The sequence below is a fragment of the Nocardia sp. NPDC004711 genome, assembly GCF_053601595.1.
In genome coordinates, this window is sequence record NZ_JBSGCB010000041.1 from 13,732 (window position 1) to 40,718 (window position 26,987).

Genomic DNA, 26,987 nt, shown 5'->3' on the forward strand with positions numbered 1-26,987 from the left:
GGGTCTCACCTCCTTCGTGATGTCACGGTCCACGGCACGGTACCAACGCGGACCGGCGGCCGCAAGCGACGCGTCACGAGGCGGCCTGCTCGCCGAGCTTGTGGCGCAGCACTTTTCCGCCGGGGTTGCGGGGCAGCTCGGGGAGACGGACGAACTGCTTGGGCACCTTGTAGCGTTCCAGGCGGGTCCGGATGTGCTGTTTGAGGGCGTCGTCGCCGGGGTCGGCGTCGTTGGTCACCAGATAGGCCCGCAGTACCTGGCCGTACTCGGGATCGGCGATGCCGACCACGATGACATCGGCGACGGCGGGATGCTCGGACAGCGCGTTCTCGACCTCGCGGGGATAGATGTTCTCGCCGCCGGAGACGATCATCTCGTCGTCGCGGCCGTCGATGTAGAGGCGGCCCTGCGCATCCAGGTGGCCCATATCGCCGATATTGACGTAGCCGTCGCGCACCTCCTTGCTGGGGGCGGAGCCGCCGCGATCGGCGGTGTAGCCGTTGAAGCCCAGGCCGCCGCGCACGAAGACCGTGCCGGTCTCGCCGACCGCGGCCGGGGTGCGGTCGGCGCGCAGAATGCGTACGGAGACACCGAGAATGGGGCGTCCCACGGTTCTGGGGGAGTACGCGAGATCCGCCGGTGTGGCGATGGAGACGACGCCCGCCTCGGTGGAGCCGTAACCATTGACCAGCCGGGGACCGAAGTCGCGCAGGAATTTCGCGATGGTGTTCGGTGAGATCGGCGCCGCGCCGGTCAACGTCAGGCGCAGTGCGGACAGGTCGTAGCGGCGGCGGATCTCGTCGGGCAGGGCGGCGAGGCGCTGGATCATGATCGGGACGCCGATGAACACGGTCGCGCGGTGGCGCTGGATATCGGCCAGGGCCAGTTCGGGATCGAAGCGGCGGCGCGTGACCGCTGTCGCGCCCAGGGCCAGCTGACCGGCCAGCGCGCCGAGGCCGAAACCGTGGAAGAACGGGGGCGCGACGATCGCGATATCGCGGTGGGACAGGCGTGCGGCGGCGGCCAGCGAGGCGGCCGCCTCCAGCGCGGGACGCAGGCCGATCTTGCGGGCGACGCCCTTGGCCATGCCGGAGGTGCCCGAGGTCAGCAGGGTGATCCAGGCGGGCTGCCGGGCCGGGGGCGGGGACGGATGCCGTTGCCGGGCAAGCTGATCCAGCGTCGGCAGCTCGGATCGGACCTCGGGGTCGCGCCAGCCGCGCACCTGGATGCCGGAGTAGCCCGTCTGGGCGAGCGCCGCGAGATATTCGTCATCGTGGACGAGGATGTCCGGCGTGTGCCGTTCCAGGATGCGGGCCAGCTGGGCGGCGGGGAGTTCGGTATTGAGGAAGACCAGCTCGCAGCCCAGACGGCTGCCCGCGATCACCGCCTCGACGAAACCGTGGTGATTGCGGCACAGAATGCCCACGGTGCGCAGGTCCGGCGCGAGCGAATGCAGGGCTGCGGCAATGGCTTCGGAGCGGCGCATGAGCTCGCGGTAGGTGACCGCGCCGGATTCGTCGATCAGGGCGATCCGATCCGGGTGGCGGGCCGCGGAGACGGCGATGAGCAGACCCAGTGACGGGCCGTAGGCGTGGTAGCCGCGGGCGATCGACACCGCGGCCGCCGGTCCGATCGGGCGCAGTGCGCCCGAAGTGGCGATCGCGGAAAGCGCTGTGCCCCAATCGAGGGACGTACTAGTGCGCATCGCCCGTGCTCTTCCCGTGCACCGCGCGGAGAGCGGCCTCGGTGTCGCCGAGCCGCCGGTAGACGGCGGTGAAGGCGATCTCCAGTGGCACGCGCAGGATCGGGGTGAGTATCGAGGTCGCATACCCGTAGGCGGGAATCATCATGCGCGGCTTGGTGATCAGCGCCCGTGCCACGCCCGTGGCGGCCTCGGCGGGGGACTGGCCGGGCATCGCGGACATCCAGCGGCTGGGCGCGCTCATCCGGGTGTGCATGAGCCCGGCGTAGATGGTGGTGAGGGTGACCCCGTCCGGCCGCGCCTCCATGCCCACCGCGCGCATCCACACATCGAAGGCGGCCTTGGCGGACAGATAGAAACCCCACTTCGGGACCACCGGAAAGAGCACGCCGACCGTGGAGATGTTCACGATGTGGCCGCTGCGGCGCGCTCGCATGCTCGGCAGCAGGGCCAGCGTGAGGCTGATCGGGCCGAGGTAGTTGGCGGTCGAGGTGGCGGTGAGATCCTTCGGCCGGTCGTAGGACAGGTGGATCGAGCGGCGTAAGGACTTGCCCGCGTTGTGAATCAGATAGTCGACATGGTCGAAGCGGGCGAGGATGTCCTCGGCGAAGGCCGAGATCGATTCCGGCTCGGCCAGATCCAGGCGGATCGCCACCGCCGTGCCGCCCGCCGCGGTGATCTCCTCCGCCACCGCCTGCAGCTGATCGACCGAGCGCGCGCCGAGCACGACGGTCGCGCCGGCGGCGGCGAGCATGCGGGCGGTCTCGGCGCCCAGGCCGTGGGACGCGCCGGTGACCACGGCGATCTTGCCCTCCACCTCGCGGCGCAGGCGGGCGGGGTCGGAGATGCCGCGCGGGCCGATGAGCCACGCCGCAACTCGGCCGACGGGTCCGGCCGCCAGGGCATTGTTGGGTCGGTGGAGGAGTTCCACTAGCTCGTCTCGCTTCGTTCGGTGCGCTGTTCTCGTGGTTCGGTGCGCTGCTGCGCGCCGGTCGGGTCCAGCAGGGCGGCGATGGTGCGGGAGGTCAGGGTGATGGACGGGTCGAGTGCCAAAGTCGTTTGCACCGTGGCGAATCCGGTGGCGAGCACCAGGCTCTGCAGCTGAGCGCGATCCGGCTCCGGCTCGGTGAGCCAGCGCGCCGTGGCGCCCTCCACGAAAGCCAGCCACCCGTCCATGGCGATCCGGATGGCGGAACTCTCACCCGCGGAGACGATTTCGGTGAGCAGCGCCGCCACCAGCCGGTCCCGATGCCGCTCGTGCTGCGCCAGCAACCGCTCGTCGGCCCCCGTGCGCGGCGTCATGATCAGCGCCGTCCCGTGCTGCTGCACGAAATCCAGATAGATCCCGAACCCCAGCGTCAGCCGCTCCATCGCGGACCCCCGCAACTCCTGCAGCCGATCCCAGAAGTCCTCGAACACGGCCTCGTGCACCGCCAGATACAACTCGTACTTCCCCCCGAAGTGGTATCCGATCGACCCCACCGCGGTCCCCGCCGCCGCCGCGATCTCCGCGATCGACACCTCCTCGTACCGCCGGTCCGAGAACGCCCTCCGCCCCGCCTCCAGCAACGCCGCCCGAGACTCCCGCCCCCGCCGATTCACCTGAACCGGCCGGGCCCCACTTTTTGAACCCCGTTCAACTTCGGCCACCCCCGCAGCCTAGCCAACTTCTTGAACCAGATTCAAGAACTGATTTTCAGCCGTTACCGCCCAGGTCGCTGGCTGGTTCAGGTGTCGGCGCGGGTGAGGACGGCGATGGGGAAGTGGCGGGGGCTGAGGGCTCGGTAGGTGGTGAAGTGGGGGTAGGCGGCGGTGAGGGTTTGCCAGTGGGTGGCGTATTCGGTGTCGTCGGTGACTACGCGGGTGGTGACCGGGAAGGCTTCGCGGCCGATGCGGACCTCGGCGTGGTCGGCGGCCAGGAGGTTTTTCCACCAGTTGGGGGTGCCGGGGTTGCCGCCGTTGGAGCCGCAGACCAGGAGGGTGTCGCCGGAGCGGACCAGCATGAGCATGACGGGGCGGGGCTGGCCGGATTTGCGGCCGGGGACGGTCAATTCGAGGACCGGGTGGCCGAAGAGGGTGGCGAAGCGGGTGCCGCCGAAGCGATCGAAGAGGCGGCGGTGCAGGCGCGCGTAGAAGCGGGCGACCGCGCCGAGATGGGTGCTGGAGTAGTAGTTGAAGCGACCCGCCAGGGTCAGCGGGCCGGAATCGGTGCCGGGCATTGGAGGTCCCCTCGGGTCGGCGGTCGTACGGGCTCAATGTACATGGTGTCCAGTGAGTTGACGTAGTGGCTCCTGAAGGATGGTGTCGTGCTCGCCCGCTTCGTGATTAGGCTTCGGATATGAGCATCGGCGCTGACACCGGACCGATGAGCGGGGTGGACGCGTTCGATCGGCTGCGACCGCTGCTGTTCACCATCGCCTACGAGCTGCTCGGCAGCGCCGCCGACGCCGAGGATGTGTTGCAGGACAGCTATCTTCGCTGGCGCGAGACCGATCCGGCGCGGATCGAGCATCCGCGCGCCTACCTCACCACCATCGTCAGCCGGCAGGCGCTCAACCACCTGCGCACCGTGCGCCGCCGCCGCGAAGACTACGTCGGCAGCTGGCTGCCCGAGCCCATCCGCACCGAATCCGACGCCAGTCACGATGTGCTGCTGGCCGAATCGGTGTCGATGGCCATGCTGCTGGTGCTCGAGACCCTCGGACCCACCGAACGCGCGGTGTTCGTGCTGTCGGAGGTGTTCGGCCACAGCCTCGTCGACATCGCCGGCATGGTCGGCAAATCCGATGCCACCGTGCGTCAGATCGCGCATCGGGCCCGCGCGCACGTGCGGTCCCGGCGCAAGCGCTTCGAACCCGACTCCGAGACCAGCCGCGAGGTGATCGACCGGTTCCTGTGGGCCACGCAAACCGGTGATCTGCAGACCCTCATGGATGTGCTGGCCCCCGATGTCGTCCAGATCTCCGACGGCGGTGGCAAGGTGAGTGCGGCGCGCCGCCCGGTCGTCGGCGCGGAGCGTGTCGCCCACTATCTGATCGGGTTGAGCCGGAAAGCCATGGCGGACATGAGCGTCGAGTTCGGCACCTACAACGCGCTGCCCGCCCTGCTGCTGCGCACCGCCGACGGACGCCTCGACACCGTCGAACTGATCGAGACCTCCGGCGACCGCATCACCGGGCTGTACGCCATCCGCAACCCGGACAAGCTGGGTACCGCCGAACTGACCCGCGCCCTGGAACGGTGACCCGGGCGGTCAGCGGGCCGCTGAACCGTGGTGCGACTGGAGATTTCAGCGACCGGCCGCGGCTGGATCAGTTCACGCAGGGGATCTTCGAACCGATCTGGGTGGTGACGGGATTGCCGGAATCGGGTGCGTCCGTGGTGGTGTCGGTGGCCGCGGCGCTGGTCGAGGAGCCGCCCGCAGTGGTGGTCGGGCTGGTGGTGGCGGCGGTCGGGTCCAGCGACGCCGGAATCTCGAGATCCGCGCCGACGACCAGCTTCACGTGCCCGCTGGACACCTCGGTGGACGGGCTCACCGGGATCCCGCCGAACATCTCCGACAGCTGTTTGGCGTCGGTATCGGCGCCGGTGCCGTAATAGACGGTCGAGGTGGTGCCGTCGGCGTAGGTGGCGTTGGCGACGTCACCGGCCGGGAATCCCTTGGCGGTCAGCAACTTCGACACCTTGGCGGCCTGGCCGGGCGTGCCGCTGGCATTGGCCACGTCCAGCGTCGAGGTGGGCGTGGTGGCCGGCGCGCTGGGCGCGGCCGGGGTGGAGACGCCGAACGCCTCGCGGACCGTCTTCTTGATCGCCACCGGATCGATGACGTTCACGTCCTGGCCGTCGACCGTGTCGTAGCGCAGCACCGGCAGCGTGCGGAACTCCACCGTCGGGTTCTCCGCGCGGCCCAGCGTGGTGGCGAAATCGGTGAGGCTCCAGCCGTCCGACAGCACCACGTCCTTGTGCGCCACATCCATCAGCGCCTTGAGCCGGCCCGGGTTGGCCAACGTGTCCGAGCCCTTCAAGGAATTGGCCACCGAGGTCAGGAACGCCTGCTGCCGGTGGGTGCGGTCGAGGTCGCCGTTCTCCAGCCCGTGCCGCTGCCGCACGAACGCCAGCGCGTCGGAGCCGTCCAGGTGCTGGTGCCCGGCGGGGAACTGCGCGCCGGAGTAGTAGCTGTCGTCCACGGCGTGATTGAGGCACACGTCGACGCCGCCGAGTGCGGTCGCGAGGTCGTAGAAGCCGGCCAGGGAGATCTCCGCGAACCGGTTGATGGGCACGCCTGTGAGCGCTTTCACAGTCTGAACGATGCTGGCGCGGCCCGCTTCCCGGCCCTGACGCTCCAGGTCGGGCCCGTCGGCCATGCCCTTCGCCTTGAGTTTCTCCTCGACCGTGTACTTCTTGAGGCCGTAGGACTCCTTGATCTTGGCGTGGTCGTAACCCGGAATGCCCTGCACCGGAACGTAGTCGTCGCGCGGGATGGAGAACGCGATGATGTGCTTCAGATCCTTCGGAATGTGCACCAGGATCAGCGAATTGGCGTTGTAGCCGCCCTCCGAGCCGTCACCGGCGTGCAGCTGGTCGAGGATCTCCTTGGGCAGATCGTTGCCGTTCAGGTCTTTCCGGGTGTCCAGGCCGATCAGCAGCATATTGATGTCGCCGTCGAGATTGACATCCTCGGGTGCGATCGCGCCCGAGCGGACGAAGCCGGAATCGAAGTCGTTGCGGCCGTACCAGACCAGACCTGTTACGCCGATCACACCTGCGGCCACCAGGGCTGTGATGCCGCGTCCGGCGAGGCGCAGGCGTTTGTCGCGCTCGCGCTGGGCCGCGCTGCGCTCGGGCTTGCCGCCGCTGCGCTCGGGCTTGCCGCCGCTGCGATCACGCTTGCCGGAGGTGTCATCACGCTTACCAGCGGTGCGCCGCTTGTCCGCGCGCCGGCTGGTGGAGTCCGCCTCGGCGCGCCGCGAACGGCGGGGGGTCGGGTTTGGCGTCTCCGGTGCCCGGCGGGTGCGGCCCGGCTGGGGGCCGACGACCGGCAACGGTTGGGTGGCGTCGTCGTACATGGCGCTGTCGAGTGTGCCGTAAGCGGCGCTCTCTGTCAGATTTCCGCCCGGTTGTGAATGAGCTTGCACGGTCGTGCATAATCATCACATGGTGGATACCTCGAACGGGCCCCTGCGGGTCGCGGTAGCTGGTGCGAGCGGATACGCGGGCGGTGAAGTCCTGCGCCTGCTGCTCGGTCATCCAGCCTACCGAAGCGGGCGCCTCGAGATCGGGGCGCTGACCGCGGGGTCCAATGCCGGTACCACCCTGGGTGAGCTGCAGCCACATCTGCTGCCGCTGGCCGATCGGGTGCTCGCGCCCACCACCGTCGAGGAGCTCTCCGGCCACGATGTGGTCTTCCTCGGCCTGCCGCACGGGCAGTCCGCGGCGATCGCCACGGCGTTGCCGGAATCCACGATCATCATCGACTGCGGCGCCGACTTCCGGCTCACCGATCCGGCGGCGTGGGAGAAGTATTACGGCACCCCGCACGCCGGCAGCTGGCCCTACGGGTTGCCCGAGCTGCCCGGCGGGCGCGAGAAGCTGCGCGGCGCCACCCGGATCGCCGTCCCCGGCTGCTACCCGACCGTGTCGAGCCTGGCGCTGGCCCCGGCCGTCGCGGCCGGAATCATCGAACCGCGCGTGAATGTGGTTGCGGTGAGCGGCACGTCGGGCGCGGGACGCAAACTCGATGTGGGCCTGCTGGGCTCGGAGGTGATGGGCTCGCTGCGGGCCTACGGCATCGCGGGCGCACACCGGCACACCCCCGAGATCGCGCAGAACCTGAAGGCCGCCACCGGATCCGGCGCCGACGTGAGCGTGTCGTTCACCCCGGTGCTGGCCCCGCTGCCGCGCGGCATCCTGGCCACCTGCACCGCCCCCACCGCCGTGGACGCCGCCACCGCCCGCGCCGTCTACGAGAAGGCCTACGCCGACGAGCCTTTCGTGCACCTGCTGCCGGAAGGCGTACTGCCGCAGACCGGTTCGGTGCTCGGCTCCAATGCCGTCACCCTCCAGGTCACCGTGGACGCCGACGCCGGGCTGCTGGTGGTCATCGGCGCGATCGACAACCTGACCAAGGGCACCGCGGGCGCCGCGGTGCAATCGATGAATCTGGCTCTCGGAATCGACGAGACCGCAGGACTTTCCACCGTAGGAGTGGCACCGTGACGATCGACAACGGCAAGCTGGTGCGGACCCAGGGCGTCACCGCACCGCTGGGCTTCCGGGCCGCGGGCATCGCCGCCGGCATCAAGAAGAGCGGCAAGCCGGACCTGGCGCTGGTGTTCAACGAGGGCCCGGAGTACGCGGCCGCCGGCGTGTTCACCCGCAACAAGGTCAAGGCCGCGCCGGTGCTGTGGTCGCAGCAGGTGCTGACCGGCGGCCGGCTGCGCGCGGTCATCCTGAATTCCGGCGGCGCCAACGCGTGCACCGGCCCGGGCGGCTTCCAGGACACCCACGCCACCGCCGAGGAACTGGCGAAGGCGTTGAGCAACTGGGGAACCGAGACCGGCGCGGGCGAGATCGCGGTCTGCTCCACCGGATTGATCGGCGACCGGCTGCCCATGGACAAGCTCATCCCGGCCGTCACCGAGATCGTGCACGAGATGGGCGGCGGCCTGTCCGGCGGCGCCGAGGCCGCGCGGGCCATCATGACCACCGACACCGTGCCGAAGGAAACCGCCTTCCATCACCTGGACAAGTGGAACGTGGGCGGCATGGCCAAGGGCGCGGGCATGCTCGCGCCATCGCTGGCCACGATGCTCGTGGTGCTCACCACCGATGTGGTCGCCACCCCGCAGCAGCTGGACGAGGCGCTCCGCAATGCGACGAAGTACACCTTCGACCGGCTCGACGTGGACGGCTCCTGCTCCACCAACGACACCGTGCTGCTGCTGGCCAACGGCGCCTCGGGCGTCACCCCGAGCCAGGCGGATCTGAACGCGGCCGTGCTCGCGGTCTGCGACGACCTGGCCGAGCAGCTCATGTCCGACGCCGAGGGCGTCACCAAGCGCGTGCACATCACCGTGCAGGGCGCGGTCAGCGAAGCGGAAGCGCTCATCGGTGCGCGGGCGCTGGCCCGCGACAGCCTGGTCAAGACCGCGTTCTTCGGCTCTGACCCGAACTGGGGCCGGGTGCTGGCGTCCATCGGCATCGCGCCCATCGAACTGGATCCGAACCGGGTCTCGGTGTCGTTCAACGGATCTCCGGTGTGCATCGACGGCGTGGGCGCGCCGGGCGCCCGCGAGGTCGACCTGTCCGGCCCCGACATCCAGGTCCTGGTCGAGCTGGGTCTGGGCGACGGCGCGGCCACCGTCCGCACTACCGACCTCTCGCACGGCTACGTCGAAGAGAACTCGGCCTACAGCTCATGAGCGATGTGGTGAAACAGCTTTCGGCCCTCGACAAGGCGCACGTCCTCGCCGACGCGCTGCCGTGGCTGCAGAAGTTCCGCGACAAGATCGTGGTCGTGAAGTACGGCGGCAACGCCATGATCGACGACGAGCTCAAGCGGGCCTTCGCGGCCGACATGGCGTTCCTGCGCACCGTCGGCGTGCACCCGGTGGTGGTGCACGGCGGCGGCCCGCAGATCAGCGCCATGCTGAAGAAGCTCGGCATGACGGGCGAATTCCGCGGCGGCTTCCGCGTCACCACGCCCGAGGTCATGGACGTCGTGCGCATGGTGCTGTTCGGTCAGGTCGGCCGGGAACTGGTGGGGCTCATCAATGCTCACGGCCCGTACGCGGTCGGCATCTCCGGCGAGGACGCCCGGCTGTTCACCGCCACCCGCCGCACCGTGCAGGTCGACGGCGCGGCCACCGATATCGGCCTGGTCGGCGACGTCACCGAGGTGAATCCCGACGCGGTGCTGGATCTCATTGCGGCGGGCCGGATTCCGGTGGTCTCCACCATCGCCCCGGACGCCGACGGCGTGGTGCACAACATCAATGCCGACACCGCGGCGGCCGCGCTGGCCCAGGGCATCGGCGCGGAGAAGCTGGTCGTCCTCACCGATGTCGAGGGCCTGTACACGAATTGGCCCGACCGGTCCTCGCTGACCAGCCGCATCGACACCGACGAGCTGGCCAAGTTGCTGCCGTCGCTGGATGAGGGCATGGTGCCCAAGATGGAAGCCTGCCTGCGCGCCGTGGAGGGCGGCGTCCCGACCGCGCACGTGATCGACGGGCGCGTCGCCCACTCGGTCCTGCTGGAACTGTTCACCGGGGAAGGCATCGGCACGATGGTCACCCCCGCACAGGAGATCTCATGAGCGAGCGTAGCGAGCGGAAAATGAACACAGCCACGAGTGTGCTCGTGCTGGAGCCGAGCGCTAGCGAGGTGGAAGCATGAGCACAGCCGACATCCAGCAGCGGTGGAACACCGCGCTGATGAACAACTACGGCACCCCCAAGGTGGCGCTGGTGCGCGGCGCCGGCGCGGTCGTCTACGACGCCGACGGCAAGCGCTACCTCGACTTCCTGGGCGGCATCGCGGTCAACAGCCTCGGCCACGCCCACCCGGCCATCCTGAACGCGGTCACCCAGCAGCTCGGCACCCTGGGCCACGTCTCGAACCTGTATGCCAGCGAACCGGTCATCGAGCTGGCCGAGCGGCTGCTCGCGCACTTCGGCGACGGGCACGGCAAGGCGTTCTTCTGCAACTCCGGCACCGAGGCCAACGAGGCCGCCTTCAAGATGGCGCGGCTCACCGGGCGCCGGAAGATCATCGCCTGCGAGGAGGCCTTCCACGGCCGCACCATGGGCGCGCTCGCACTGACCGGCCAGCCCTCGAAGCGGGAACCGTTCGAGCCCATGCCGCCCGGCGTCATCCACGTGCCCTACGGCGACGCGCTGGCGCTGGCCGCCGCCGTCGACAAGGACACGGCCGCGGTGTTCCTGGAACCCATCATGGGGGAGAGCGGCGTCGTGGTGCCCCCGGCCGACTACCTGGCCAAGGCCCGCGCGATCACCAAAGAGCAAGGCGCGCTGCTGATCCTGGACGAGGTGCAGACCGGCATCGGCCGCACCGGCGCGTTCTACGCGCACCAGGCCGCGGGCATCGTGCCCGATGTCATCACCCTGGCCAAGGGCCTGGGCGGCGGCCTGCCCATCGGCGCCGTGCTGGCCCAGGGCCCGGCCGCGGAGCTGCTGCAGCCGGGCATGCACGGCACCACCTTCGGCGGCAATCCGGTGTGCGCGGCGGCGGCGCTGGCCGTGCTGCGGACCATCGACGAAGACGGCCTGCTCTCGCACGTGGAGACGGTGGGCAAGATCCTCGTCGACGGGATCGAGAACCTCGGCCACCCGCTGGTCGACCACGTGCGCGGCGCCGGTCTGCTCATCGGCATCCAGCTGACAGCCGATGCCTCCACGGACGTGGAGCTGGCCGCCCGGGCGGCCGGGTACCTGCTGAATCCGGCCAAGCCCAATGTGATTCGCCTCGCTCCGCCCCTGGTGCTCACCGAGACCCAGGCGGAGAACTTCCTGTCCGACCTGCCCGGCATCCTCGATGCCGCCCAGGCCCAGAAGGAGACCAAGTGACCATCCGGCATTTCCTGCGTGACGACGACGTCACCCCCGCCGAGCAGGCCGAGATCCTCGCGCTGGCAGCGGAACTGAAGGCCGCACCGCAGTCGCGGCGGCCGCTGGAGGGCCCGCGCGGCGTCGCGGTCATGTTCGAGAAGAACTCCACGCGCACCCGGTTCTCCTTCGAGATGGGCATCGCCCAGCTCGGCGGGCACGCCGTCGTGGTCGACGGCCGCGACACCCAGCTGGGACGCGAGGAGACCCTCGCCGATACCGGCCGCGTGCTGTCTCGGTATGTGGACGCCATTGTCTGGCGCACCTTCGAACAGGCACGCCTGGACGAGATGGCCGGCGCCGCAACGGTTCCCGTGGTCAATGCGCTGTCCAATGAGTTCCACCCCTGCCAGGTGCTGGCGGATCTGCAGACGCTGAAGGAGCGCAAGGGCTCCGACCTGAGCGGCCGCAACCTCACCTACCTCGGCGACGGCGCGAACAATATGGCGCACTCGCTCATGCTCGGCGGCGTCACCGCGGGCATGAACGTGACCATCGCCGCCCCCGAGGGTTTCGAGCCGTTCGGCTGGATCGTCGACGCCGCCCAGAAGCGGGCCGCCGAGACCGGCGCGACCATCACCATCACCCACGACCCGCAGGCCGCGGCCGAGGGTGCGGACGCGCTGGTCACCGACGCCTGGACCTCCATGGGCCAGGAGAACGACGGCCGCGACCGGGTCGCCCCGTTCCGTCCGTTCCAGGTCAATGCCGGGCTGCTGGCCCGCGCGGCCGCGGATGTGACCGTGCTGCACTGCCTTCCGGCGCACCGCGGCGAGGAGATCACCGACGAGGTCATCGACGGCCCGCACAGCGCGGTCTGGGACGAGGCCGAGAACCGCCTGCACGCGCAGAAGGCGCTGCTGGTGTGGCTGCTGGAGCGATACCAGCGAGGCGAGCGGTGAGCAGCGGCGAACGTCGCACGGCCGCACCGGTGTCGAACAAGTCCGGTGCGGCCATCGCCCGCACCCGCGCCGGCCGGCAGGCGCGCATCGTCGCCATCCTCTCCCAGCACGAGGTGCGCAGCCAGTCGGAACTGGCCGTGCTGCTCTCGTCCGAGGGCATCGAGACCACCCAGGCGACACTGTCCCGCGATCTCGACGAACTCGGCGCGGTCAAGCTGCGCGCGGCCGACGGCGGCGCGGGCGTGTACGTGGTCCCCGAGGACGGCAGCCCCGTCCGCGGCGTCACCGGCGGCACCGAACGACTCTCGAAACTGCTCGGCGACCTGCTGGTCTCCACCGACGCCAGCGGCAATATCGCCGTCCTGCGGACGCCGCCGGGCGCCGCGCACTTCCTGGCCAGCGCCCTCGACCGCGCTGCCCTGCCCGAGGTGGTCGGCACCATCGCGGGCGACGACACCATCGCCGTCATCGCCCGCGAGCCCATGACCGGCGCGGAACTGGCCGCCAAGATCGAACAGCTGGCCTGAATCGGACTGTGCCGCAGGATAATTGCGGTAATGCGGTACCAGTGCGGGCGTACGCTCGGTAGGAAGGACATCCCCGAGCAAGGAACGCACATGTGCGAAGGCTATGGACTGATCGGATCCTTCGAAGCCGGGACGCGGGAGCGGCCTCACGTTCCCGAGGTGGTCCGGCCCAGCCTGCGCCGGACCGACGACGGGGTCTGGGTGGTCATGGCCCGCAAGGTGGCACGGCGCATCGACGGGGATCGGTTCATTCCGGCGACCGGCGGCGCGCCCTACCCGCGTGACGCGATCGCCGAGTGCCGGCGCGGCCGGAGTCACGCAGTGCCGGACGAGGACTGCAGCTGTGGTTTCCACGCCGTATCCGAAGCCGCACCGGAACCCTACGGCGGCCGCTTCACCGTGCTCGAGGTGGTGCTCTCCGGGCGGATCCTGGCCGCGCACTGGATTCGCGGCGGCCTGCTCTTCCGCGCCGCACGCCAGACCGTCATCACCTGGTCGGATATCACTGTGCCGCAACCGGTCCGGCTGCCGGACCGACCCCCGCAGCCTCCCACTCCACCCCTGGAGCCGGGCGGCCGCACCGCCCGCCTGCGCCCACCCGACCCGCGTGGCCTGGATCGCGCCGGACTGCGCCTGCCGGTGCGTGAGCCCCAGGTCGTGCGGCTCGCCGACGATGCGGGCTACTGCGTGCTCGATGCTCGACAGCGAGAGCCTCGCGGACAGAGAAATCGGTGGCAGCATCGCCAGGATGCCGCCACCGACGGAGTGCCGATGCCGATCGAGATCAGTTGAACGGGTACTGGCCGGGCGGAACCGAGCCGCCCTGGCCCTGTGCGCCGGAGGCGATGAGATCCTGGACGAGCTGCAGTGCCGCTCCTCCGATGGACAGGATGTCGCGGCCGAGGGTGCCTACGATCTGAGCGAGTGTCGAGAGCATGGCGGAATCCTTCGGTTGACCCGGAAGTGACGATTTCCAGCGTGGCACAGCGGCGTACGGCGTGATCGTGAATCGCATCGAAGGGTGGGTTTCGGGCATTTGCCGGATTCGGTGCCGACTGGTCGCTCTGAGGGGGCGACCGGGTTCTCTCACTCCGGCTTGTGCGCGACCGCGAACACGCGACGGAACGGCAACCAGGTGACACCGTCCGGCTGCTGCGGATAGGCCGATCGCAGCAGTGGCGCGAGCTCGGCCCGGAAGTCCTGCCACGCGGCATCGTCGAGCGCGTCGCGGACCGGACGCAGTGCGGTTCCGGTCACCCATTCCAATACCGGATCATCCCCGGTCAGCGGCTGCAGATAGGTGGTCTCCCAGGCATCCACCCGGCATCCGGCTGCGGTCAGCACCCCGGCGTATCCGGCGGGATCGGGCACCGCCTGCCGATCCAGAATCCCCGCCGCCCCCAGTCGCTCCCGCCACCGCGGCGACGACGCGAGCTCCCGGATCGCGAGATGTGAAGGCGCATCGAAGTTCCCGGGCACCTGAATCGCCAGCCAGGCGCCGTCCGGCAGCGCTGCCACCCAATCCGGCAGCAGCGCAAGATGATCCGGTACCCACTGCAGTACCGCATTGGTCACCACCACGTCGGTGTCCGGTGCGGGCCGCCAGTCGCGGACATCGGCGACAGTTGCGTCGATGCCGTGTTCCCTTGCCGCGGCGACCATTTCGGGTGAGGAGTCGAATGCCTCGAGGGTCGCCCCCGGCCACCTGGTCGCGAGTGCCGCGGTGAGATTGCCCGGTCCGCAGCCGACATCGGCCACCCGCCGGGGTTTGTCCGCGCCGACCCGTCCGACCAGGTCGAAGAACGGCCGCGCGCGCAGGTCGTCGAAGGCGAGGTACTTGTCCGGATCCCACATGGGCCCCTCCGTATGAACGTCGAATTTCCCAAACCGTACGTACGTACTGTATTCCTCGCCGGGTTCCGGTGCAAGGATGTGACGGTCACCGGCGGCCGGATCCATGCAGGCGAGGACCCCGGTTATGAATGGGATTGCATCGTCATGCATAATCATTTGCAGGACGACGGAGCGCGCCAGAGGGACCGGGACGGGACCGCGGGGCAGCACACCGGTCGAGGGCCTATACGAACAATCGAGGAGCACACGGACTATGACCAAGCGCGTCGTACTCGCCTACTCCGGCGGGCTGGACACCTCAGTCGCCATCAGCTGGATCGGTAAGGAGACCGGCGCGGAGGTCGTCGCCGTCGCCATCGACCTCGGCCAGGGTGGCGAGGACATGAACGACGTGCGCCAGCGCGCGCTGGATTGCGGCGCCGTCGAGTCCATCGTCGTGGACGCCCGCGACGAGTTCGCCAACGAGTACTGCCTGCCGACCATCCAGGCCAACGCCCTCTACATGGGCCGCTACCCGCTGGTCTCGGCCATCTCCCGGCCGCTGATCGTCAAGCACCTGGTCGAGGCCGCCGAGTACCACGGCGCCGACACCGTCTCGCACGGCTGCACCGGCAAGGGCAACGACCAGGTCCGCTTCGAGGTCGGCATCGGCGCGCTCGCGCCCGACCTGAAGGTCATCGCCCCGGTCCGCGACTACGCCTGGACCCGTGAGAAGGCCATCGAGTTCGCCGGCGAGAACAAGCTGCCGATCAACGTGTCCAAGAAGTCGCCGTTCTCCATCGACCAGAACCTGTGGGGCCGCGCGGTCGAGACCGGCTTCCTCGAGGACCTCTGGAACGCGCCGACCAAGGACGTCTACGACTACACCGTCGACCCGACCGTCAACTTCGAGGCGCCCGACGAGCTCATCGTCACCTTCGACAAGGGTGTGCCGGTCGCCATCGACGGCCGCCCGGTCACCATGCTCGAGGCCATCACCGAGCTGAACAAGCGGGCCGGCCGCCAGGGTGTGGGCCGCCTCGACATGGTCGAGGACCGGCTCGTCGGCATCAAGAGCCGCGAGATCTACGAGGCCCCCGGCGCCATCGCGCTGATCACCGCGCACCAGGAGATGGAAGCGGTCACCATCGAGCGCGAGCTGGGCCGCTACAAGCGGCAGGTCGAACAGCGCTGGGGCGAGCTGGTGTACGACGGCCTGTGGTACTCGCCGCTGAAGCGCGCGCTGGACGCCTTCGTCGCCGAGACCCAGCAGCACGTGTCCGGTGATGTCCGGATGGTCCTGCACGGCGGCAGCGTCGTGGTCAACGGCCGTCGCTCCGACGAGTCGCTCTACGACTTCAACCTCGCCACCTACGACGAGGGCGACACCTTCGACCAGTCGCTGGCCAAGGGCTTCGTCCAGATCCACGGCCTGTCCTCCAAGGTCGCGGCGCGGCGGGATCTCAACAGCAAGTAGTAGCCTGCGACCGGAGCTGATTTCACTCGAGCGCCGGCCGAAGGAGACGCACCCATGCGAACCGATGACGACAGTTGGGACATCACGGAGAGCGTGGGTGCGACCGCCATCGGCGTGTCGGCCATTCGCGCCTACGAGACCAGCCGCGAGGACGCACTGTTCCACGACCCCTACGCGGCGAAGCTGGTGGCCGCGGTCGGGTCCGAGGGCTGGAACGCCATGATGTCGGGGGCGCTGAGCCGCCAGAGCATCAGCGACGGCGACTACCAGGCCTGGTCGTTGGGCAACGTCCTGGTGGCCCGCACCGTCTACTTCGACGAGTATTTCGCCGCGGCCGTGCGGGCCGGGATCCGGCAGATCGTGATCCTGGCCGCCGGGCTGGACGCGCGGGCCTACCGGCTCGAATGGCCCTCGGACACTCGGATTTTCGAGCTCGATCAGCCGAAGGTGCTGGCGTTCAAGGCCCGGGCGCTCGCCGATGACGAGCCGGTGGCCGATCGCCGAGAGGTGCCGGTCGATCTGCGGCAGGACTGGCCGAAAGCCCTGCTGGACAAGGGGTTCGAACCGGATCAGCCGACCGCCTGGCTGGCCGAGGGGCTGTTGCGCTACCTGCCCGGGCACGCCCAGACCCAGCTGCTCGAGCGCGTGGTGGAACTCAGCGCGCCGGGCAGCCGGATGGCGATCAACCTCGGCACCGGGTCCGGCGATCTGGCCGACGACTTCCGGGAGCGGCGCCGCAAGGTGATGGCGGATGCCGGGCTGAAGCTGGACCTGGAAGATCTGTTCTACCCGTGGGAGGGCCGCGAGGACCCCCGCAGCTGGTTCGCCATGCACCGCTGGCTGGTCACCGAGGGTGACCCGGTCGCCCTGCTCGAGGACCGCGGCCGGGCCGTTCCCGAGGCGGTCCGGGCCGCTATGACCCAACACATTCTGATGACCGCGACGAAACCGCGAGGAGACGACACGCTATGACCCAGGGCGGCAGCACCAATGAAGGCGCGCTGTGGGGTGGACGCTTCGCGTCCGGCCCGGCCGCGGCGATGGCGGCGCTGAGCAAGTCGACCCACTTCGACTGGGCGCTCGCGCCGCACGACATTCGCGCCTCCAAGGCTCACGCGCGCGTGCTGCACAAGGCCGGGCTGCTGTCGGAGACCGACCTGGCGGGCATGCTCGCGGGCCTGGATCAGCTTGCGGCGGACGTGGAATCGGGTGCGTTCGGGCCCCTCGAATCCGATGAGGACGTGCACGGCGCGCTGGAGCGCGGGCTCATCGACCGGGTCGGCACCGAGCTGGGTGGCCGGCTGCGCGCGGGCCGCTCCCGCAACGACCAGGTGGCCACGCTGTTCCGCATGTGGCTGCGGGATGCGGTGCGGCGCATCGCCTCCGGCGTACTGGACGTGGTGGACGCCCTGGTCGAGCAGGCCGCCGCGCACCCGGACGCGGTGATGCCGGGCAAGACCCACCTGCAGGCCGCCCAGCCGGTGCTGCTGGCCCACCACCTGCTGGCACACGCCCACCCGCTGCTGCGCGACATCGACCGGATCCGCGACTTCGACAAGCGGGCCGCGGTGTCGCCGTACGGTTCCGGCGCGCTGGCGGGCTCCTCGCTGGGCCTGGATCCGGAGGCTATTGCCGCCGAACTGAATTTCGACTCCTCCGCCGCGAACTCCATCGACGCCACCTCCTCGCGTGACTTCGCCGCCGAGGCCGCGTTCGTGCTGGCCATGATCGCCGTCGACCTGAGCCGCATGGCCGAAGAGGTGATCATCTGGAGCACACCGGAATTCGGCTACATCACCCTGGCCGACGCCTGGTCCACCGGCTCCTCGATCATGCCGCAGAAGAAGAACCCGGACGTCTCCGAGCTCACCCGCGGCAAGGCGGGCCGCCTCATCGGCAATGTCACCGGCCTGCTCGCGACCCTGAAGGCTCAGCCGCTGGCCTACAACCGTGACCTGCAGGAGGACAAGGAGCCGGTCTTCGACTCGGTCGCCCAGCTCGAACTGCTGCTGCCGGCCATCGCGGGCCTGGTCTCCACCCTGACCTTCCACACCGATCGCATGGCCGAGCTCGCCCCCGCCGGTTTCACCCTCGCCACGGATATCGCCGAATGGCTGGTCCGCCAGGGTGTTCCGTTCCGAGTCGCGCACGAGGCCGCGGGCGGCTGCGTCCGCGCCGCCGAGTCCCGCGGCGTCGGCCTGGACGAGCTCACCGACGCGGAGTTCGCCGCCGTCGACCCGGCCCTGACCCCCGGTGTCCGTGAGGTCCTCACCGTCGAAGGCTCCATCGCCTCCCGCAACGCGCGCGGCGGTACCGCAGGAACCCAGGTCGCCAAGCAGCTCGAGGAGGTGCGCGGCACCGCCGCCACCCAGCGCGCCTGGCTGAGCTGATACTCGAAACGGTAACGGCCCGTTGGATTTCCGGCCTGGAAACCCAACGGGCCGCTTGCGTCATCCGCGTCGGTAATTCATGTGCTTCGCGGCGGGCACCGCGGCACGACCGGCGTCGTGCACCTTGCCGTTCGCGGTGGTCTGCTGCTTCTTGTCACCCTTCCCGCGCCGTTCGCGCCGCGACAACGGGCGTTCGGCGGGGTCCTCGGCAGGGATTTCGGGCAGCGGAAAGCGCTCGGGCATGAGTCCTCCTCTGGGTATGCGTGACCGACGGACCGGGTTCGATCGCCGGTCGGAATCGGGAATGCCACAGGCACGGTCAATTCGGCAGACCGCCGGGCGTCAAGGGCGAAGCGCGCTCAGGAGAACAGGAACAGCCACATGCCGGGCACTGTAACCACAAGCGCGCATCCGCCGCATCCCATTTATTTCTCGTCAGCAGACTTGGTTCGTTCCAGCAGGTCAGTGAAGTTCGCGCGCAGCTCGTCGTAGGGTTCGATCGCGGCGGCCTCGCTTACCCACGCGCGGGGGCCGGTGGGAAGATCCTGACCGTACAGCCTGTTCAACGTGTGTAAACCGATGCGGCGCAGTCGCGTACCTTGTCCGCGCAGCGCGGTCCGAATCAATGGCAGGACGTCGGCCTCTGCCACGCGGGCATCACCGATATAGCTCAGGACGAGGTCAAGGGCACCTTCCCCGTCGGAGCTCCCGATAATCCTCTCGGGATCCGGGCCCACCGCAATCTCGTCCAATGGCAGCACCTGGCCGGCCAGTCGCACGAGGGCGGTGTATTCGGGTTCGGGGGTGTGGGTGGCTGCCCAGTACCAGACATACTGATCGTGCGGCGGTCGTCGGAGACGGGACACGGCATGCGGATACGCGTCGATTCCGACCGCCTCAGAGCACATGAGCGCCAAGCGGAAGTTGGATTCGCCAGTGGGTTGATCCAGTGCCGACCGGACATGTCGTGACCAGTCGGGGCGGGCCAGCAAGGCGGAGTATTGACCGAGCAGGCGTGAGATGTCCGCCTCTGGCCAATCGTGGTCGGGCGGAGGTTCTTTCAGCAGGTTCTTCAACCGCCCGGCGGTATCGATGAGGGTGAGATTCAGGGGCGCGGAGGCGATCAGCTCACCGAATCGAGCGAGGCAGGGGAGCGCGTCCGCGTAGTGCCGGATGTCCGAGCACGGTCCGGGCAAAGCCACGAGGGCGTCGAGGATTCCCGCGGCTCCGTGAAGGAGTTCGTCGTCGACCTCCGGTGCGAGCAGCGCGGTGTAGAGATCACCTGTGGTAGCGGCGAGATGGGCGAGGTACTCGTTCAGGATCTGATTGCGGAAGCCGCCGCGCAGCAGCCAGGACTTGATGCCGGGGTCCTGGGTTCCCCGCAAGCGCTCGACGGCGTGGATGCGACCCCAGCCGTCGACACGCTGGGCGAGGCGATGGATAGCCTGCTCTTGTTCGGGTTGGGAGTTGGCCAGGGCAACAATGGCATACAGGGTCAGGTCTTCCAGCGCGCCGAGTAGTAGCAGTAATTCCTGATCGCGTGCGTCACCTGCCACGCCCAGCATGACGATGCCGAGCGCCACGGCATTGCGGCGAGTGCCGTGTTCGGCCAGCCACCGTGCCAAGGCGCGCAGATCCTCGGCGGGGTGATCGAGTGCGCGCAGCTCTTTGATCAGGTCATCGGCAACGTCAAGGGCGCGATACTCCGCGAGCCGATCATGCAGGGCAGTCAAGGTTTCGGCGTCGGGTGCCGAGAGCGCGGCCGCAACCGCGTCGATCAGCGTGGTGATGGGTGGGGATTCGTCGGACGCCGCTAGATGATGGGTTCGAATCCCGTCGAGGACGGTCGAACTCAGCAATCGAGAGTCGGTGGATTGCTCGTCTGGGAGCGGACTGCCACCGTCCGGCCAGGGGCCGGGGCCATGTAATGCGGTGAGGCTGAGAGCGTGAGCGAGAAAAGTGGTCCGGTCATCCGAGAACTCGGGAGCCGACCACTGGCCGGGGATCACCGGCAGGGGCGCTTGGCGCCCTTTCCATTGAAGAAGATCACGGTACGACGATAGAGCCGAAAGGCTGAAGAGGCAAAAGATAAAAGATGCCTGGAGGAGGGAGAGGGTGGCCGAGCTTGGGAGCCCCCTCACCTACCAGCCCCATTACGGCCCGGCCGTTCATCGTCTCTGTGTAGTTGTCAAAGAACCATGTGCTGGGGAAATCCTTGGCGGTCAGGAGTTGTCGGTAAGCGGTCTCGAGTTGTCGGTAGAGGTGATGCGTGTACTCGGCGCGCTGGGAGGTGAGGTGTGGCTGCCGGTTGGGTGTCAGCCCCAGTGCGGCAGGGCGGGCGACCCAACTACCCCCCTCGTCCCTGCGCACACATGTAAGACACCGGCCTCGGGGCTCACGCCACCCGTGAACCCCGAGGCCCGCATCGGGATTCGATCCTCGCTGCCAGCCACTCCGCCACGTGATGACGCTCGTTGACCTGTGGGGTTTGGGTGGGGTCGATGTGTTTGGGTGCGATCCATCCGCACCGTCCGGGGTGTGGTGAATCCTGGTCCATCACAACTGTTTTCCACCCATCCCGGCTGTTGTTGACGAGTGCGTGGCAGTGATCGCATGCCAACGCCAGGTTGTTCAGGTCGGTGGGTCCGCCGGCGGCCCAGTCGGTGATGTGGTGGGCGGCGCAGATGCTCGCGGGTGCATCGCAGCCCGGGCGGGTACAGCCCTTGTCCCGGGCGATGAGGGCGAGGCGCTGACCGGAGGTCGCGAGGCGCTCGCAGCGGCCCAGGTAAAGCGGAATCTCGGTGGCGTCCAGCACTGCGAGCACCGGGCGGGTGCCCTGGGCCAATTCGAGGGCCTCGCGGATGCTTACGTGGCCGCCGGTGCTGGTGGTCGCCACACCGGCGCCGCGCTCCACATCGGCCAGGCTCATTGTCAGCACCGGCTGCACGCGCATGCCTCGGTGGGAGCCGAGTTCGGCAGCGCTGATGCCAAGCTTGACGGTGTTGACGGCGAGTTCGGCGGTGTTGACGCCGGACTCGGACGCACTGGCGCGGGGCTTGGTGGCGTTGACGCCAGCCTTGCCGATGTTGATGTCCGGTTGCAGCAGCGCGTGCAGCGCGTCGTGGGTGCGCTGTGCGGCATCGCGACGGTCTCGGCGTGCGGCGGCTTCCAGGACCCTGGAATCGGTTCGAGCTGTGGCGGTGAGGATTTCGGTGTCGTCGATGTTGCACATGCCGGGCCGGGCGAGCTTGGCGAGGATCGCGTCCAGCGATGCGCGCAGTCCGGGGGTGAGCCAGCCTTCGATCTTCGACATGCCGTCCACGCCGGGGCGGCCGATCACGATGCCGCGACGGCGACGCCGGTCGGCATCGGAGATCACGGTCCCGTTGGGGTCGAGGCGGGCGAGGATTTCGCGGCCGATCTTGGGGAGGTCGTCGGGGGAACCGGTGTGGCAGAACGTAACCAGCAGTTCCTCGGCCTCGGCTCGTGCTTGTGTGGGGACATCGGCGGGCAGGTGCGTCATGATCTCGACGATGCCGCGCACGTGGTCGCGGGAGATGTCTGCGGTCTCAAAGGCTTTGGCGGTCGCCGTCAGAGTCGCGGTGCGCAATTGCCCGGTGCGGTCGAAGAACTCTCCGCATGCACCGGCGATCTTCACCCGCACCGAGGCGTCGTGGCGGGACAACCCGAGGGTGTGGCGCAGGAACGGCCCCAGATCCTTGTCCCCATTCTTCTGCGGCAGCGAACGGTCGGAAGCTTCGATGATCAATCGCGAATCCAGTGCGGACAGTTGCCGTTTGCAGGCTTCCAGCTTGCGCATCAATTCCACGACATCACCGTCCGTGAATTGGTTCAGGTTGCCGTGGAGGATCGAATTCGACAAGGTCTCGACCGCGGTCGCCAGTTCGGCGATACCGCAGGTGTCGAATGTTGTCCCCTTCGAATTCATGTGCTAATTCTACCGCCGTCAACAATGCCTGGGAATCCGAAATGTCCAATATGCCAACGTAATTCAGTAGAATTCCGGCGAACTCGGAGTGTCCATTATTTCAATCCTATTGCTTGCCAAGGGACCAACCTACCCGCGTTGCCTGACAAGGCACTACCGGGTCGATGGTGTAATCCGCCACCACGGGTGGCGGATTACACCATCGACCTTCCCGGCGGCGGCACTAGCTCAGGGCCCGCTTCAGGAGGTCGGTGATGCGGGATTCGGTCTCGGGGGTCATGGCCTTCAGCGCGTAGTTGACGGCCCACAGGTCGCCGTCGTCGAGGTTGGCGATGTCGTTGAAGCCGAGGACGGCGTAGCGGGTCTTGAACTTGGCGGCGGTCTGGAAGAAGCAGACGATCTTGCCGTCGCGCAGGTAGGAGGGCATGCCGTACCAGGTCTTGCAGGTGAGTTCGGGGGCGACGGATTTGATGAGGGCGTGGAGGCGTTCGGCGATCTCGCGGTCGGTGCCGGTCATTTCGGCGATCTTGGCCAGGACGTCCTGTTCGCCGTCGGCCTTGGTGGAGCGGGAGCCACGGCGGGCGGCGGTCTTCAGTTCCGCGGCATGGGCTTTCATGGCAGCGCGCTCCTCGGCGCTGAAGCCGACGGTGGTCTTCTTGGCGGTGGTCTTCTCGGTGGTGGTTTCGGCGGCCATGGCTGGATTCCTTTGCGGGAGTATGGGAGAGGACTGGGTGGGGGAGCGGTCAGCGGTCCTGGATGAGGCCCAGGACATTGCCGTCGGCATCGGTGAGGGTGGCGACCAGGCGGCCGCCGCCCACCTCACGCGCGGGTTGCTGGACGGTCGCGCCGGCGGCGGTGAGCTCGGCGACCTTGGCCTCGATATCGCCGACGTGCCAGTAGGAGACGGGGGCGGCCGGGCTCTGCGGGCTGCCCGCGGGGACCAGGCCGATGTGCTGGCCCTCGGACTCGAAACCGATGTAGTAGGGCGAGTCGGTCTGGGGCTCGATGCCCAGCAGCGCGGTGTAGACGGTCTTGGCGGCGGTGAGGTCGGAGACGGGGTGCAGCACGGTCCTGATGCCCAGCGTGGTCATGATTTCTCCTGGTGAGTGGGGGTCCGAAGCGACCCTGTCGTCCGGTTGGCTCCTGCGAACCCGGTGTGCATTCAGCTTCGCTCTCGGGGCCCCTCGGTCACATCCGTGGTGACCACGGAATCCACCACGGAGAGCCACACCGAGCCCATCGGTACCGTCTTCCGGCGACCGATGCGGCAGACTGAATTCATGGCTGTGACGTCGGAAATCTCCACTCGCGAGGCGGAAGTGCTGACCCTGGTGGGCGAGCACCTCAGTAATGCCGAGATCGGTGCGCGACTGTTCATCTCGGTGCGCACGGTGGAGAGCCACGTGTCCTCGCTGCTGCGGAAACTGGATATGCCCGACCGGCGGGCCCTGGCCCTGCACGCCGCCGCGACCCGCGCCGCCGGTCCGCGACCCGCGCCGGCGTTGCCGAAACCGTTGACCTCGTTCATCGGTCGCGCCCGGGAGCGGGCCGAGCTCACGGAACTGATCAAGACGCAGCGGCAGGTGACCGCGGTCGGACCCGGCGGCGTCGGCAAGACCCGGCTCGCCCTGGCGGTGGTCGCGGACGTGGCCGCCGACTTCGCCGACGGCGTGTGGTTCGTCGACCTGGTGCCGATCGCCAGCCCGGATATGTGTGTGGTCGCGGGCACCGTCGCCATGGCACTCGGCATCGGTGAGCAGCCCGGCCGCGGCTTCGACCGCGCCGTGCTGGCCGCGCTCGCCGACCGGAACGCACTGCTGGTGCTGGACAATTGCGAACACGTGCGGGACGGCGTCGCCCCCTTCGTGGAGCAGTTGCTGGCGGCGTGCCCGGGTATGAGCGTGCTGGCCACCAGCCGCGCGCGGCTGATGGTGCCGTTCGAGCGCGTGTACACCGTCCCGCCGATGTCGCTTGCCGGGGACGGCGATTCGGACGCGGTCGCCCTGTTCATGGATCGCGCGGCGGCGGGCGGCTGGCCGCCCAACCACGCCATGCGCGACCAGGTCGCGACCTTCTGCGAACGCCTCGACGGCGTGGCGCTGGCCATCGAGCTGGCGGCCGCCCGCTGGACCATGCTCGGATTGGACGGTCTCGCCGCCGGTTTGGACGATCAGCTGCGCATGCTCTCCGGCGGCGCCCGCGCCGACGACCGGCATCGCTCGGTGCGCGCGGCCCTGGACTGGAGCCACGCCCTGCTCGGGCCCGAGGACCGGATGTTGCTGCGGCGGGTCTCGGTGTTCATGACCTCGTTCCCCGTCGAGGCGGCGGCCCACGCGGCGGGCCTCGACAAGGGCGCGGTGGCAGCCGGATTGGCGCGACTGGTCGAACAGAGCCTGCTGGTGGTGACCGATACGCCGACCGGTACCCAATTCCGCGCGCTGGAGACCATCCGGCAATACGGGCTCGAACAACTCGAGGCGGCCCGCGAGGTGACCGACGCCCGCGCCGGGCATCTGCGCTGGTGCCTGGCCGAGGCGGGCGACCTCTCGGTGGTGCGCGCCGACTGGCGGGCCCGATTCGATGCCGCCGCAGACGATTTCCGCGCCGCCCTCGGCTGGGCCTGCGAACAACCCGACCGCCGAAGCGACGCCTACGGCCTGGCGCGGTTACTGGCGCCCCTGATGTTCACCCGGCATCTCACCGGCGAATCCCAATGGCGCTACGAGCAGGCCGCCTATCTTGCCGACGACCCTTCCGCCGCCGCGGAATTGCTGCGGCACGCCGCGGCCGCAGCCGGTTGCCAGGGGAACGGTGACGACATGTACCGCCTGCACCACGCCGCCGCCGAATTCGCCCAGCGCGCAGCGGATTCCGCGGGGGCATCCATCGACCTGGCGACCGCGGCGGCCTCCGCCTACCGATTCTGGGGCAGGTTCGAGCGCGTCCCGGCCCGCGAGGATCTGGTCGCACTCATCGCCGAGGCGCGCCGCCTTGCCGCCGCGCCGACGTCCGCCGCTCCGGCCGATATCGCGTCGGCCGTTGCGGCGGGGGCGGATACCGTGGAGGATTCCGCTGCTCAGGCCGATATCGCTCGGTCCGGGGCTGTCACGATTGATCCGGCTCGGGCGGAGGCTGCTCGGGCTGCCATCGCACTGGCCGAGGCCGTCGTTCTCGCCAATCCCTTCGGTGCGCCGCAGGGTGTTACCGATGTTCCTGCACCGGAGGCGGTTTCGAGTGCGGAGCGAGCTGTCGAGCTCACGCACGGCACCCGTGACCCGTTCGCCGAATCCGCTGCCCTCGATACTCTCGCCGCCGCTCAGAGCCGAGCTGGCGAATTGCGCGCCGCCGCGGCCACCGCACGGCGGCGCATCCGGCTGCTCTCGACCACGCCGGACAACCCGGTCGGTACCCACGAACTGATCGACGCGCTCGGCCAGGCCACCGAATTCGGTCTCGGGGCGGGCGATCTGGCCGGAGCGCGCCGCTGGGGACGGCAGCTCGCCGAGCATCCGATGCTGGCCGAGGTCGGACACACCGCGACCAGCCGCCTGCTGGTGGCGGATGCGCTGGCGGGCAATGTCGATGACGTCCTCGCCCACAGCGCACGCTTCCTCGAGGCCTGGCATCGCGAGGAGCGCCCGGCCCGCTCGGCGCTCGGCGCGGCCGTAGCCGGGGTGCGCATGATCCACGGCCTGCGCGACGACTACGCCGCCGAACGCGAATGGACCGGCGTACTCCAGCAACTCGACACCCCGGCCACGGATGCCGATGGCTACCAGGCCGTTTTCGACGCACTGCTCATGCTGCACCACGGCCAGCCGGAGGACGCGCTGGAACGCACCGAACTGACCCCGGCCGAGGCGCGCACCCGGGTGACCGGCGCGTGGCTGCCGTGGTACCTGGCCCTGCACGCCGAGGCCGCCGCCATGACCGGGAACACCGCCGCATCAGGCGATCTCGCGCAGGCGCGCACCGAGGTCGCCGGAAACCCGGTGGCCACGGCCATCATCGACCGAGCCGAGGCCCTACTGGCCAAGGACCGGGACCGTTTGCTGTCCACCGCAACCACCTTCGAGGCCGCGGGTTGCGTCTACCAGTCGGCCCGGACCCGGATCCTCGCCGGTGGCGCGGACGCCACCGAGGGCGCCGCCATGCTCACCACCCTGGGTGTGTCCCCGATGACCGCACTCGTGCACCTCTGACTGTTCAGCACCGCGTATTCTGCCCCGCTGCCCCGGGCAACGACGTGACCTTCTTTGCCCGCTGAGCGTGGAGGTGCGGAAACCCACCCGGTCAACCCGGCGGGCAAGTCGCGAAATGACGATCGACAGCCTCAGCGACCGTGCGGCAACAACGTGCAGCGGCGGTTGATCAAAGCCGGTGGCAGGGCGGGAAGAGCTCGGTCCTACTCGGTCCGAACTCGCGGATCGGGCCGGGCTGAAGCAACCTGCGGTGGCGAGGTTCGAGGCCGGGGCACCATACCGACCACTCCGATGCTCGAGCGGTTTGCCGAGGTGCTGGAGTTGCGGCTGAGCGTCGAGTTTCATCGGTTGCCGGAGGCGGGAGGAAGGTTGGCTATTG

Annotated in this window: 24 protein-coding genes; 12 read left to right on the forward strand and 12 right to left on the reverse strand. The window is 68.9% G+C overall.

All coding sequences use genetic code 11. From position 1 onward, the window contains the following. Positions 1 to 73 precede the first annotated feature (73 nt). The 4 genes from ACWEKS_RS33665 to ACWEKS_RS33680 form a co-directional block, all read right to left on the reverse strand. On the reverse strand, positions 74 to 1,705 hold the full coding sequence (locus ACWEKS_RS33665; RefSeq protein ID WP_452343834.1) for an AMP-binding protein: 1,632 nt from the start codon (positions 1,703 to 1,705) through the stop codon (positions 74 to 76). Next, on the reverse strand, positions 1,695 to 2,633 hold the full coding sequence (locus ACWEKS_RS33670) for an SDR family NAD(P)-dependent oxidoreductase (protein ID WP_452343835.1): 939 nt from the start codon (positions 2,631 to 2,633) through the stop codon (positions 1,695 to 1,697). Before ACWEKS_RS33670 ends, ACWEKS_RS33665 begins: the two co-directional genes overlap by 11 nt. Next, positions 2,633 to 3,352, reverse strand: coding sequence for a TetR/AcrR family transcriptional regulator (locus ACWEKS_RS33675; protein WP_452343836.1), 720 nt, complete (start codon positions 3,350 to 3,352; stop codon positions 2,633 to 2,635). The genes ACWEKS_RS33670 and ACWEKS_RS33675 overlap by 1 nt, the downstream gene beginning before the upstream one ends. Positions 3,353 to 3,429: 77 nt before the next feature. Continuing rightward, positions 3,430 to 3,921, reverse strand: coding sequence for a nitroreductase/quinone reductase family protein (locus tag ACWEKS_RS33680; RefSeq protein ID WP_452343837.1), 492 nt, complete (start codon positions 3,919 to 3,921; stop codon positions 3,430 to 3,432). A 146-nt stretch (positions 3,922 to 4,067) separates the two neighbouring features. Here ACWEKS_RS33680 and ACWEKS_RS33685 point away from each other — a divergent pair, with 146 nt between their 5' ends. Next, positions 4,068 to 4,946, forward strand: a complete 879-nt coding sequence (locus ACWEKS_RS33685) for an RNA polymerase sigma-70 factor (RefSeq protein ID WP_452343890.1) — start codon at positions 4,068 to 4,070, stop codon at positions 4,944 to 4,946. Positions 4,947 to 5,013: 67 nt separating this feature from the next. Here the strand turns inward: ACWEKS_RS33685 and ACWEKS_RS33690 are convergent, their stop codons facing one another. Next, a complete protein-coding gene (locus ACWEKS_RS33690) occupies positions 5,014 to 6,768 on the reverse strand; it encodes an LCP family protein (protein WP_452343891.1) in 1,755 nt (584 codons plus the stop codon). Positions 6,769 to 6,856: 88 nt separating this feature from the next. Between ACWEKS_RS33690 and argC the strand changes: the two genes are divergently transcribed. The 7 genes from argC to ACWEKS_RS33725 all read left to right on the forward strand — a co-directional run bounded on the left by argC (position 6,857) and on the right by ACWEKS_RS33725 (position 13,549). Continuing rightward, positions 6,857 to 7,918: an N-acetyl-gamma-glutamyl-phosphate reductase gene (argC, locus tag ACWEKS_RS33695; protein WP_452343838.1), complete on the forward strand. Its 1,062-nt coding sequence runs from the start codon at positions 6,857 to 6,859 to the stop codon at positions 7,916 to 7,918. After that, positions 7,915 to 9,123: a bifunctional glutamate N-acetyltransferase/amino-acid acetyltransferase ArgJ gene (gene argJ / locus ACWEKS_RS33700; protein ID WP_452343839.1), complete on the forward strand. Its 1,209-nt coding sequence runs from the start codon at positions 7,915 to 7,917 to the stop codon at positions 9,121 to 9,123. The genes argC and argJ overlap by 4 nt, the downstream gene beginning before the upstream one ends. Next, positions 9,120 to 10,019, forward strand: a complete 900-nt coding sequence (gene argB / locus ACWEKS_RS33705; RefSeq protein ID WP_452343840.1) for an acetylglutamate kinase — start codon at positions 9,120 to 9,122, stop codon at positions 10,017 to 10,019. The genes argJ and argB overlap by 4 nt, the downstream gene beginning before the upstream one ends. 76 nt (positions 10,020 to 10,095) lie before the next feature. Then, on the forward strand, positions 10,096 to 11,289 hold the full coding sequence (locus tag ACWEKS_RS33710) for an acetylornithine transaminase (protein WP_452343841.1): 1,194 nt from the start codon (positions 10,096 to 10,098) through the stop codon (positions 11,287 to 11,289). Beyond that, on the forward strand, positions 11,286 to 12,230 hold the full coding sequence (gene argF, locus ACWEKS_RS33715) for an ornithine carbamoyltransferase (RefSeq protein WP_452343842.1): 945 nt from the start codon (positions 11,286 to 11,288) through the stop codon (positions 12,228 to 12,230). The genes ACWEKS_RS33710 and argF overlap by 4 nt, the downstream gene beginning before the upstream one ends. 29 nt (positions 12,231 to 12,259) lie before the next feature. After that, the gene (locus tag ACWEKS_RS33720; protein ID WP_354848599.1) at positions 12,260 to 12,757 is read left to right on the forward strand and encodes an arginine repressor; all 498 of its coding nucleotides are present in this window, start codon (positions 12,260 to 12,262) and stop codon (positions 12,755 to 12,757) included. A 90-nt stretch (positions 12,758 to 12,847) separates the two neighbouring features. Continuing rightward, the gene (locus tag ACWEKS_RS33725) at positions 12,848 to 13,549 is read left to right on the forward strand and encodes a hypothetical protein (protein ID WP_452343843.1); all 702 of its coding nucleotides are present in this window, start codon (positions 12,848 to 12,850) and stop codon (positions 13,547 to 13,549) included. Here ACWEKS_RS33725 and ACWEKS_RS33730 read toward each other — a convergent pair. Next, on the reverse strand, positions 13,542 to 13,694 hold the full coding sequence (locus ACWEKS_RS33730) for a hypothetical protein (protein ID WP_354848509.1): 153 nt from the start codon (positions 13,692 to 13,694) through the stop codon (positions 13,542 to 13,544). The genes ACWEKS_RS33725 and ACWEKS_RS33730 overlap by 8 nt on opposite strands. Before the next feature lie 149 nt (positions 13,695 to 13,843). Beyond that, positions 13,844 to 14,611 (reverse strand): trans-aconitate 2-methyltransferase, encoded by a 768-nt coding sequence (locus ACWEKS_RS33735; RefSeq protein ID WP_452343844.1) that lies wholly within the window; start codon positions 14,609 to 14,611, stop codon positions 13,844 to 13,846. 253 nt (positions 14,612 to 14,864) lie between these two features. Here ACWEKS_RS33735 and ACWEKS_RS33740 point away from each other — a divergent pair, with 253 nt between their 5' ends. From ACWEKS_RS33740 to argH, 3 genes are read left to right on the forward strand one after another with little or no spacing between them, the layout of a single operon-like run. Then, positions 14,865 to 16,067, forward strand: coding sequence for an argininosuccinate synthase (locus ACWEKS_RS33740; protein ID WP_354848500.1), 1,203 nt, complete (start codon positions 14,865 to 14,867; stop codon positions 16,065 to 16,067). Positions 16,068 to 16,121: 54 nt separating this feature from the next. Next, positions 16,122 to 17,039, forward strand: a complete 918-nt coding sequence (locus ACWEKS_RS33745; RefSeq protein WP_452343845.1) for an SAM-dependent methyltransferase — start codon at positions 16,122 to 16,124, stop codon at positions 17,037 to 17,039. Then, positions 17,036 to 18,457, forward strand: a complete 1,422-nt coding sequence (gene argH / locus ACWEKS_RS33750; protein WP_452343846.1) for an argininosuccinate lyase — start codon at positions 17,036 to 17,038, stop codon at positions 18,455 to 18,457. The genes ACWEKS_RS33745 and argH overlap by 4 nt, the downstream gene beginning before the upstream one ends. Before the next feature lie 60 nt (positions 18,458 to 18,517). Here argH and ACWEKS_RS33755 read toward each other — a convergent pair whose 3' ends face one another. The 5 genes from ACWEKS_RS33755 to ACWEKS_RS33775 all read right to left on the reverse strand — a co-directional run bounded on the left by ACWEKS_RS33755 (position 18,518) and on the right by ACWEKS_RS33775 (position 23,497). Further along, positions 18,518 to 18,700, reverse strand: a complete 183-nt coding sequence (locus tag ACWEKS_RS33755) for a hypothetical protein (protein ID WP_354848491.1) — start codon at positions 18,698 to 18,700, stop codon at positions 18,518 to 18,520. 182 nt (positions 18,701 to 18,882) lie between these two features. Then, entirely contained in the window at positions 18,883 to 20,598 is a 1,716-nt protein-coding gene (locus ACWEKS_RS33760) for a hypothetical protein (RefSeq protein WP_452343847.1), read from the reverse strand. 254 nt (positions 20,599 to 20,852) lie between these two features. Next, entirely contained in the window at positions 20,853 to 22,406 is a 1,554-nt protein-coding gene (locus tag ACWEKS_RS33765) for a DUF222 domain-containing protein (RefSeq protein ID WP_452343848.1), read from the reverse strand. 223 nt (positions 22,407 to 22,629) lie between these two features. Further along, the gene (locus ACWEKS_RS33770; protein ID WP_452343849.1) at positions 22,630 to 23,100 is read right to left on the reverse strand and encodes an iron chaperone; all 471 of its coding nucleotides are present in this window, start codon (positions 23,098 to 23,100) and stop codon (positions 22,630 to 22,632) included. Positions 23,101 to 23,149: 49 nt separating this feature from the next. After that, positions 23,150 to 23,497: a VOC family protein gene (locus ACWEKS_RS33775; RefSeq protein WP_452343850.1), complete on the reverse strand. Its 348-nt coding sequence runs from the start codon at positions 23,495 to 23,497 to the stop codon at positions 23,150 to 23,152. Positions 23,498 to 23,686: 189 nt separating this feature from the next. Between ACWEKS_RS33775 and ACWEKS_RS33780 the strand changes: the two genes are divergently transcribed. Continuing rightward, positions 23,687 to 26,608 (forward strand): ATP-binding protein, encoded by a 2,922-nt coding sequence (locus ACWEKS_RS33780; protein WP_452343851.1) that lies wholly within the window; start codon positions 23,687 to 23,689, stop codon positions 26,606 to 26,608. The last annotated feature ends 379 nt before the right edge of the window (positions 26,609 to 26,987 follow it).

Coding starts and splice junctions, on each gene's coding strand:
- ACWEKS_RS33665 (WP_452343834.1), bottom strand. CDS start 1,705: ATGCGCACTAGTACGTCCCTCGATTGGGGCACAGCGCTTTCCGCGATC.
- ACWEKS_RS33680 (WP_452343837.1), bottom strand. CDS start 3,921: ATGCCCGGCACCGATTCCGGCCCGCTGACCCTGGCGGGTCGCTTCAAC.
- ACWEKS_RS33685 (WP_452343890.1), top strand. CDS start 4,068: ATGAGCGGGGTGGACGCGTTCGATCGGCTGCGACCGCTGCTGTTCACC.
- ACWEKS_RS33690 (WP_452343891.1), bottom strand. CDS start 6,768: ATGTACGACGACGCCACCCAACCGTTGCCGGTCGTCGGCCCCCAGCCG.
- argC (WP_452343838.1), top strand. CDS start 6,857: ATGGTGGATACCTCGAACGGGCCCCTGCGGGTCGCGGTAGCTGGTGCG.
- argB (WP_452343840.1), top strand. CDS start 9,120: ATGAGCGATGTGGTGAAACAGCTTTCGGCCCTCGACAAGGCGCACGTC.
- ACWEKS_RS33710 (WP_452343841.1), top strand. CDS start 10,096: ATGAGCACAGCCGACATCCAGCAGCGGTGGAACACCGCGCTGATGAAC.
- ACWEKS_RS33725 (WP_452343843.1), top strand. CDS start 12,848: ATGTGCGAAGGCTATGGACTGATCGGATCCTTCGAAGCCGGGACGCGG.
- ACWEKS_RS33730 (WP_354848509.1), bottom strand. CDS start 13,694: ATGCTCTCGACACTCGCTCAGATCGTAGGCACCCTCGGCCGCGACATC.
- ACWEKS_RS33735 (WP_452343844.1), bottom strand. CDS start 14,611: ATGTGGGATCCGGACAAGTACCTCGCCTTCGACGACCTGCGCGCGCGG.
- ACWEKS_RS33740 (WP_354848500.1), top strand. CDS start 14,865: ATGACCAAGCGCGTCGTACTCGCCTACTCCGGCGGGCTGGACACCTCA.
- ACWEKS_RS33745 (WP_452343845.1), top strand. CDS start 16,122: ATGCGAACCGATGACGACAGTTGGGACATCACGGAGAGCGTGGGTGCG.
- argH (WP_452343846.1), top strand. CDS start 17,036: ATGACCCAGGGCGGCAGCACCAATGAAGGCGCGCTGTGGGGTGGACGC.
- ACWEKS_RS33755 (WP_354848491.1), bottom strand. CDS start 18,700: ATGCCCGAGCGCTTTCCGCTGCCCGAAATCCCTGCCGAGGACCCCGCC.
- ACWEKS_RS33765 (WP_452343848.1), bottom strand. CDS start 22,406: ATGAATTCGAAGGGGACAACATTCGACACCTGCGGTATCGCCGAACTG.
- ACWEKS_RS33770 (WP_452343849.1), bottom strand. CDS start 23,100: ATGGCCGCCGAAACCACCACCGAGAAGACCACCGCCAAGAAGACCACC.
- ACWEKS_RS33775 (WP_452343850.1), bottom strand. CDS start 23,497: ATGACCACGCTGGGCATCAGGACCGTGCTGCACCCCGTCTCCGACCTC.
- ACWEKS_RS33780 (WP_452343851.1), top strand. CDS start 23,687: ATGGCTGTGACGTCGGAAATCTCCACTCGCGAGGCGGAAGTGCTGACC.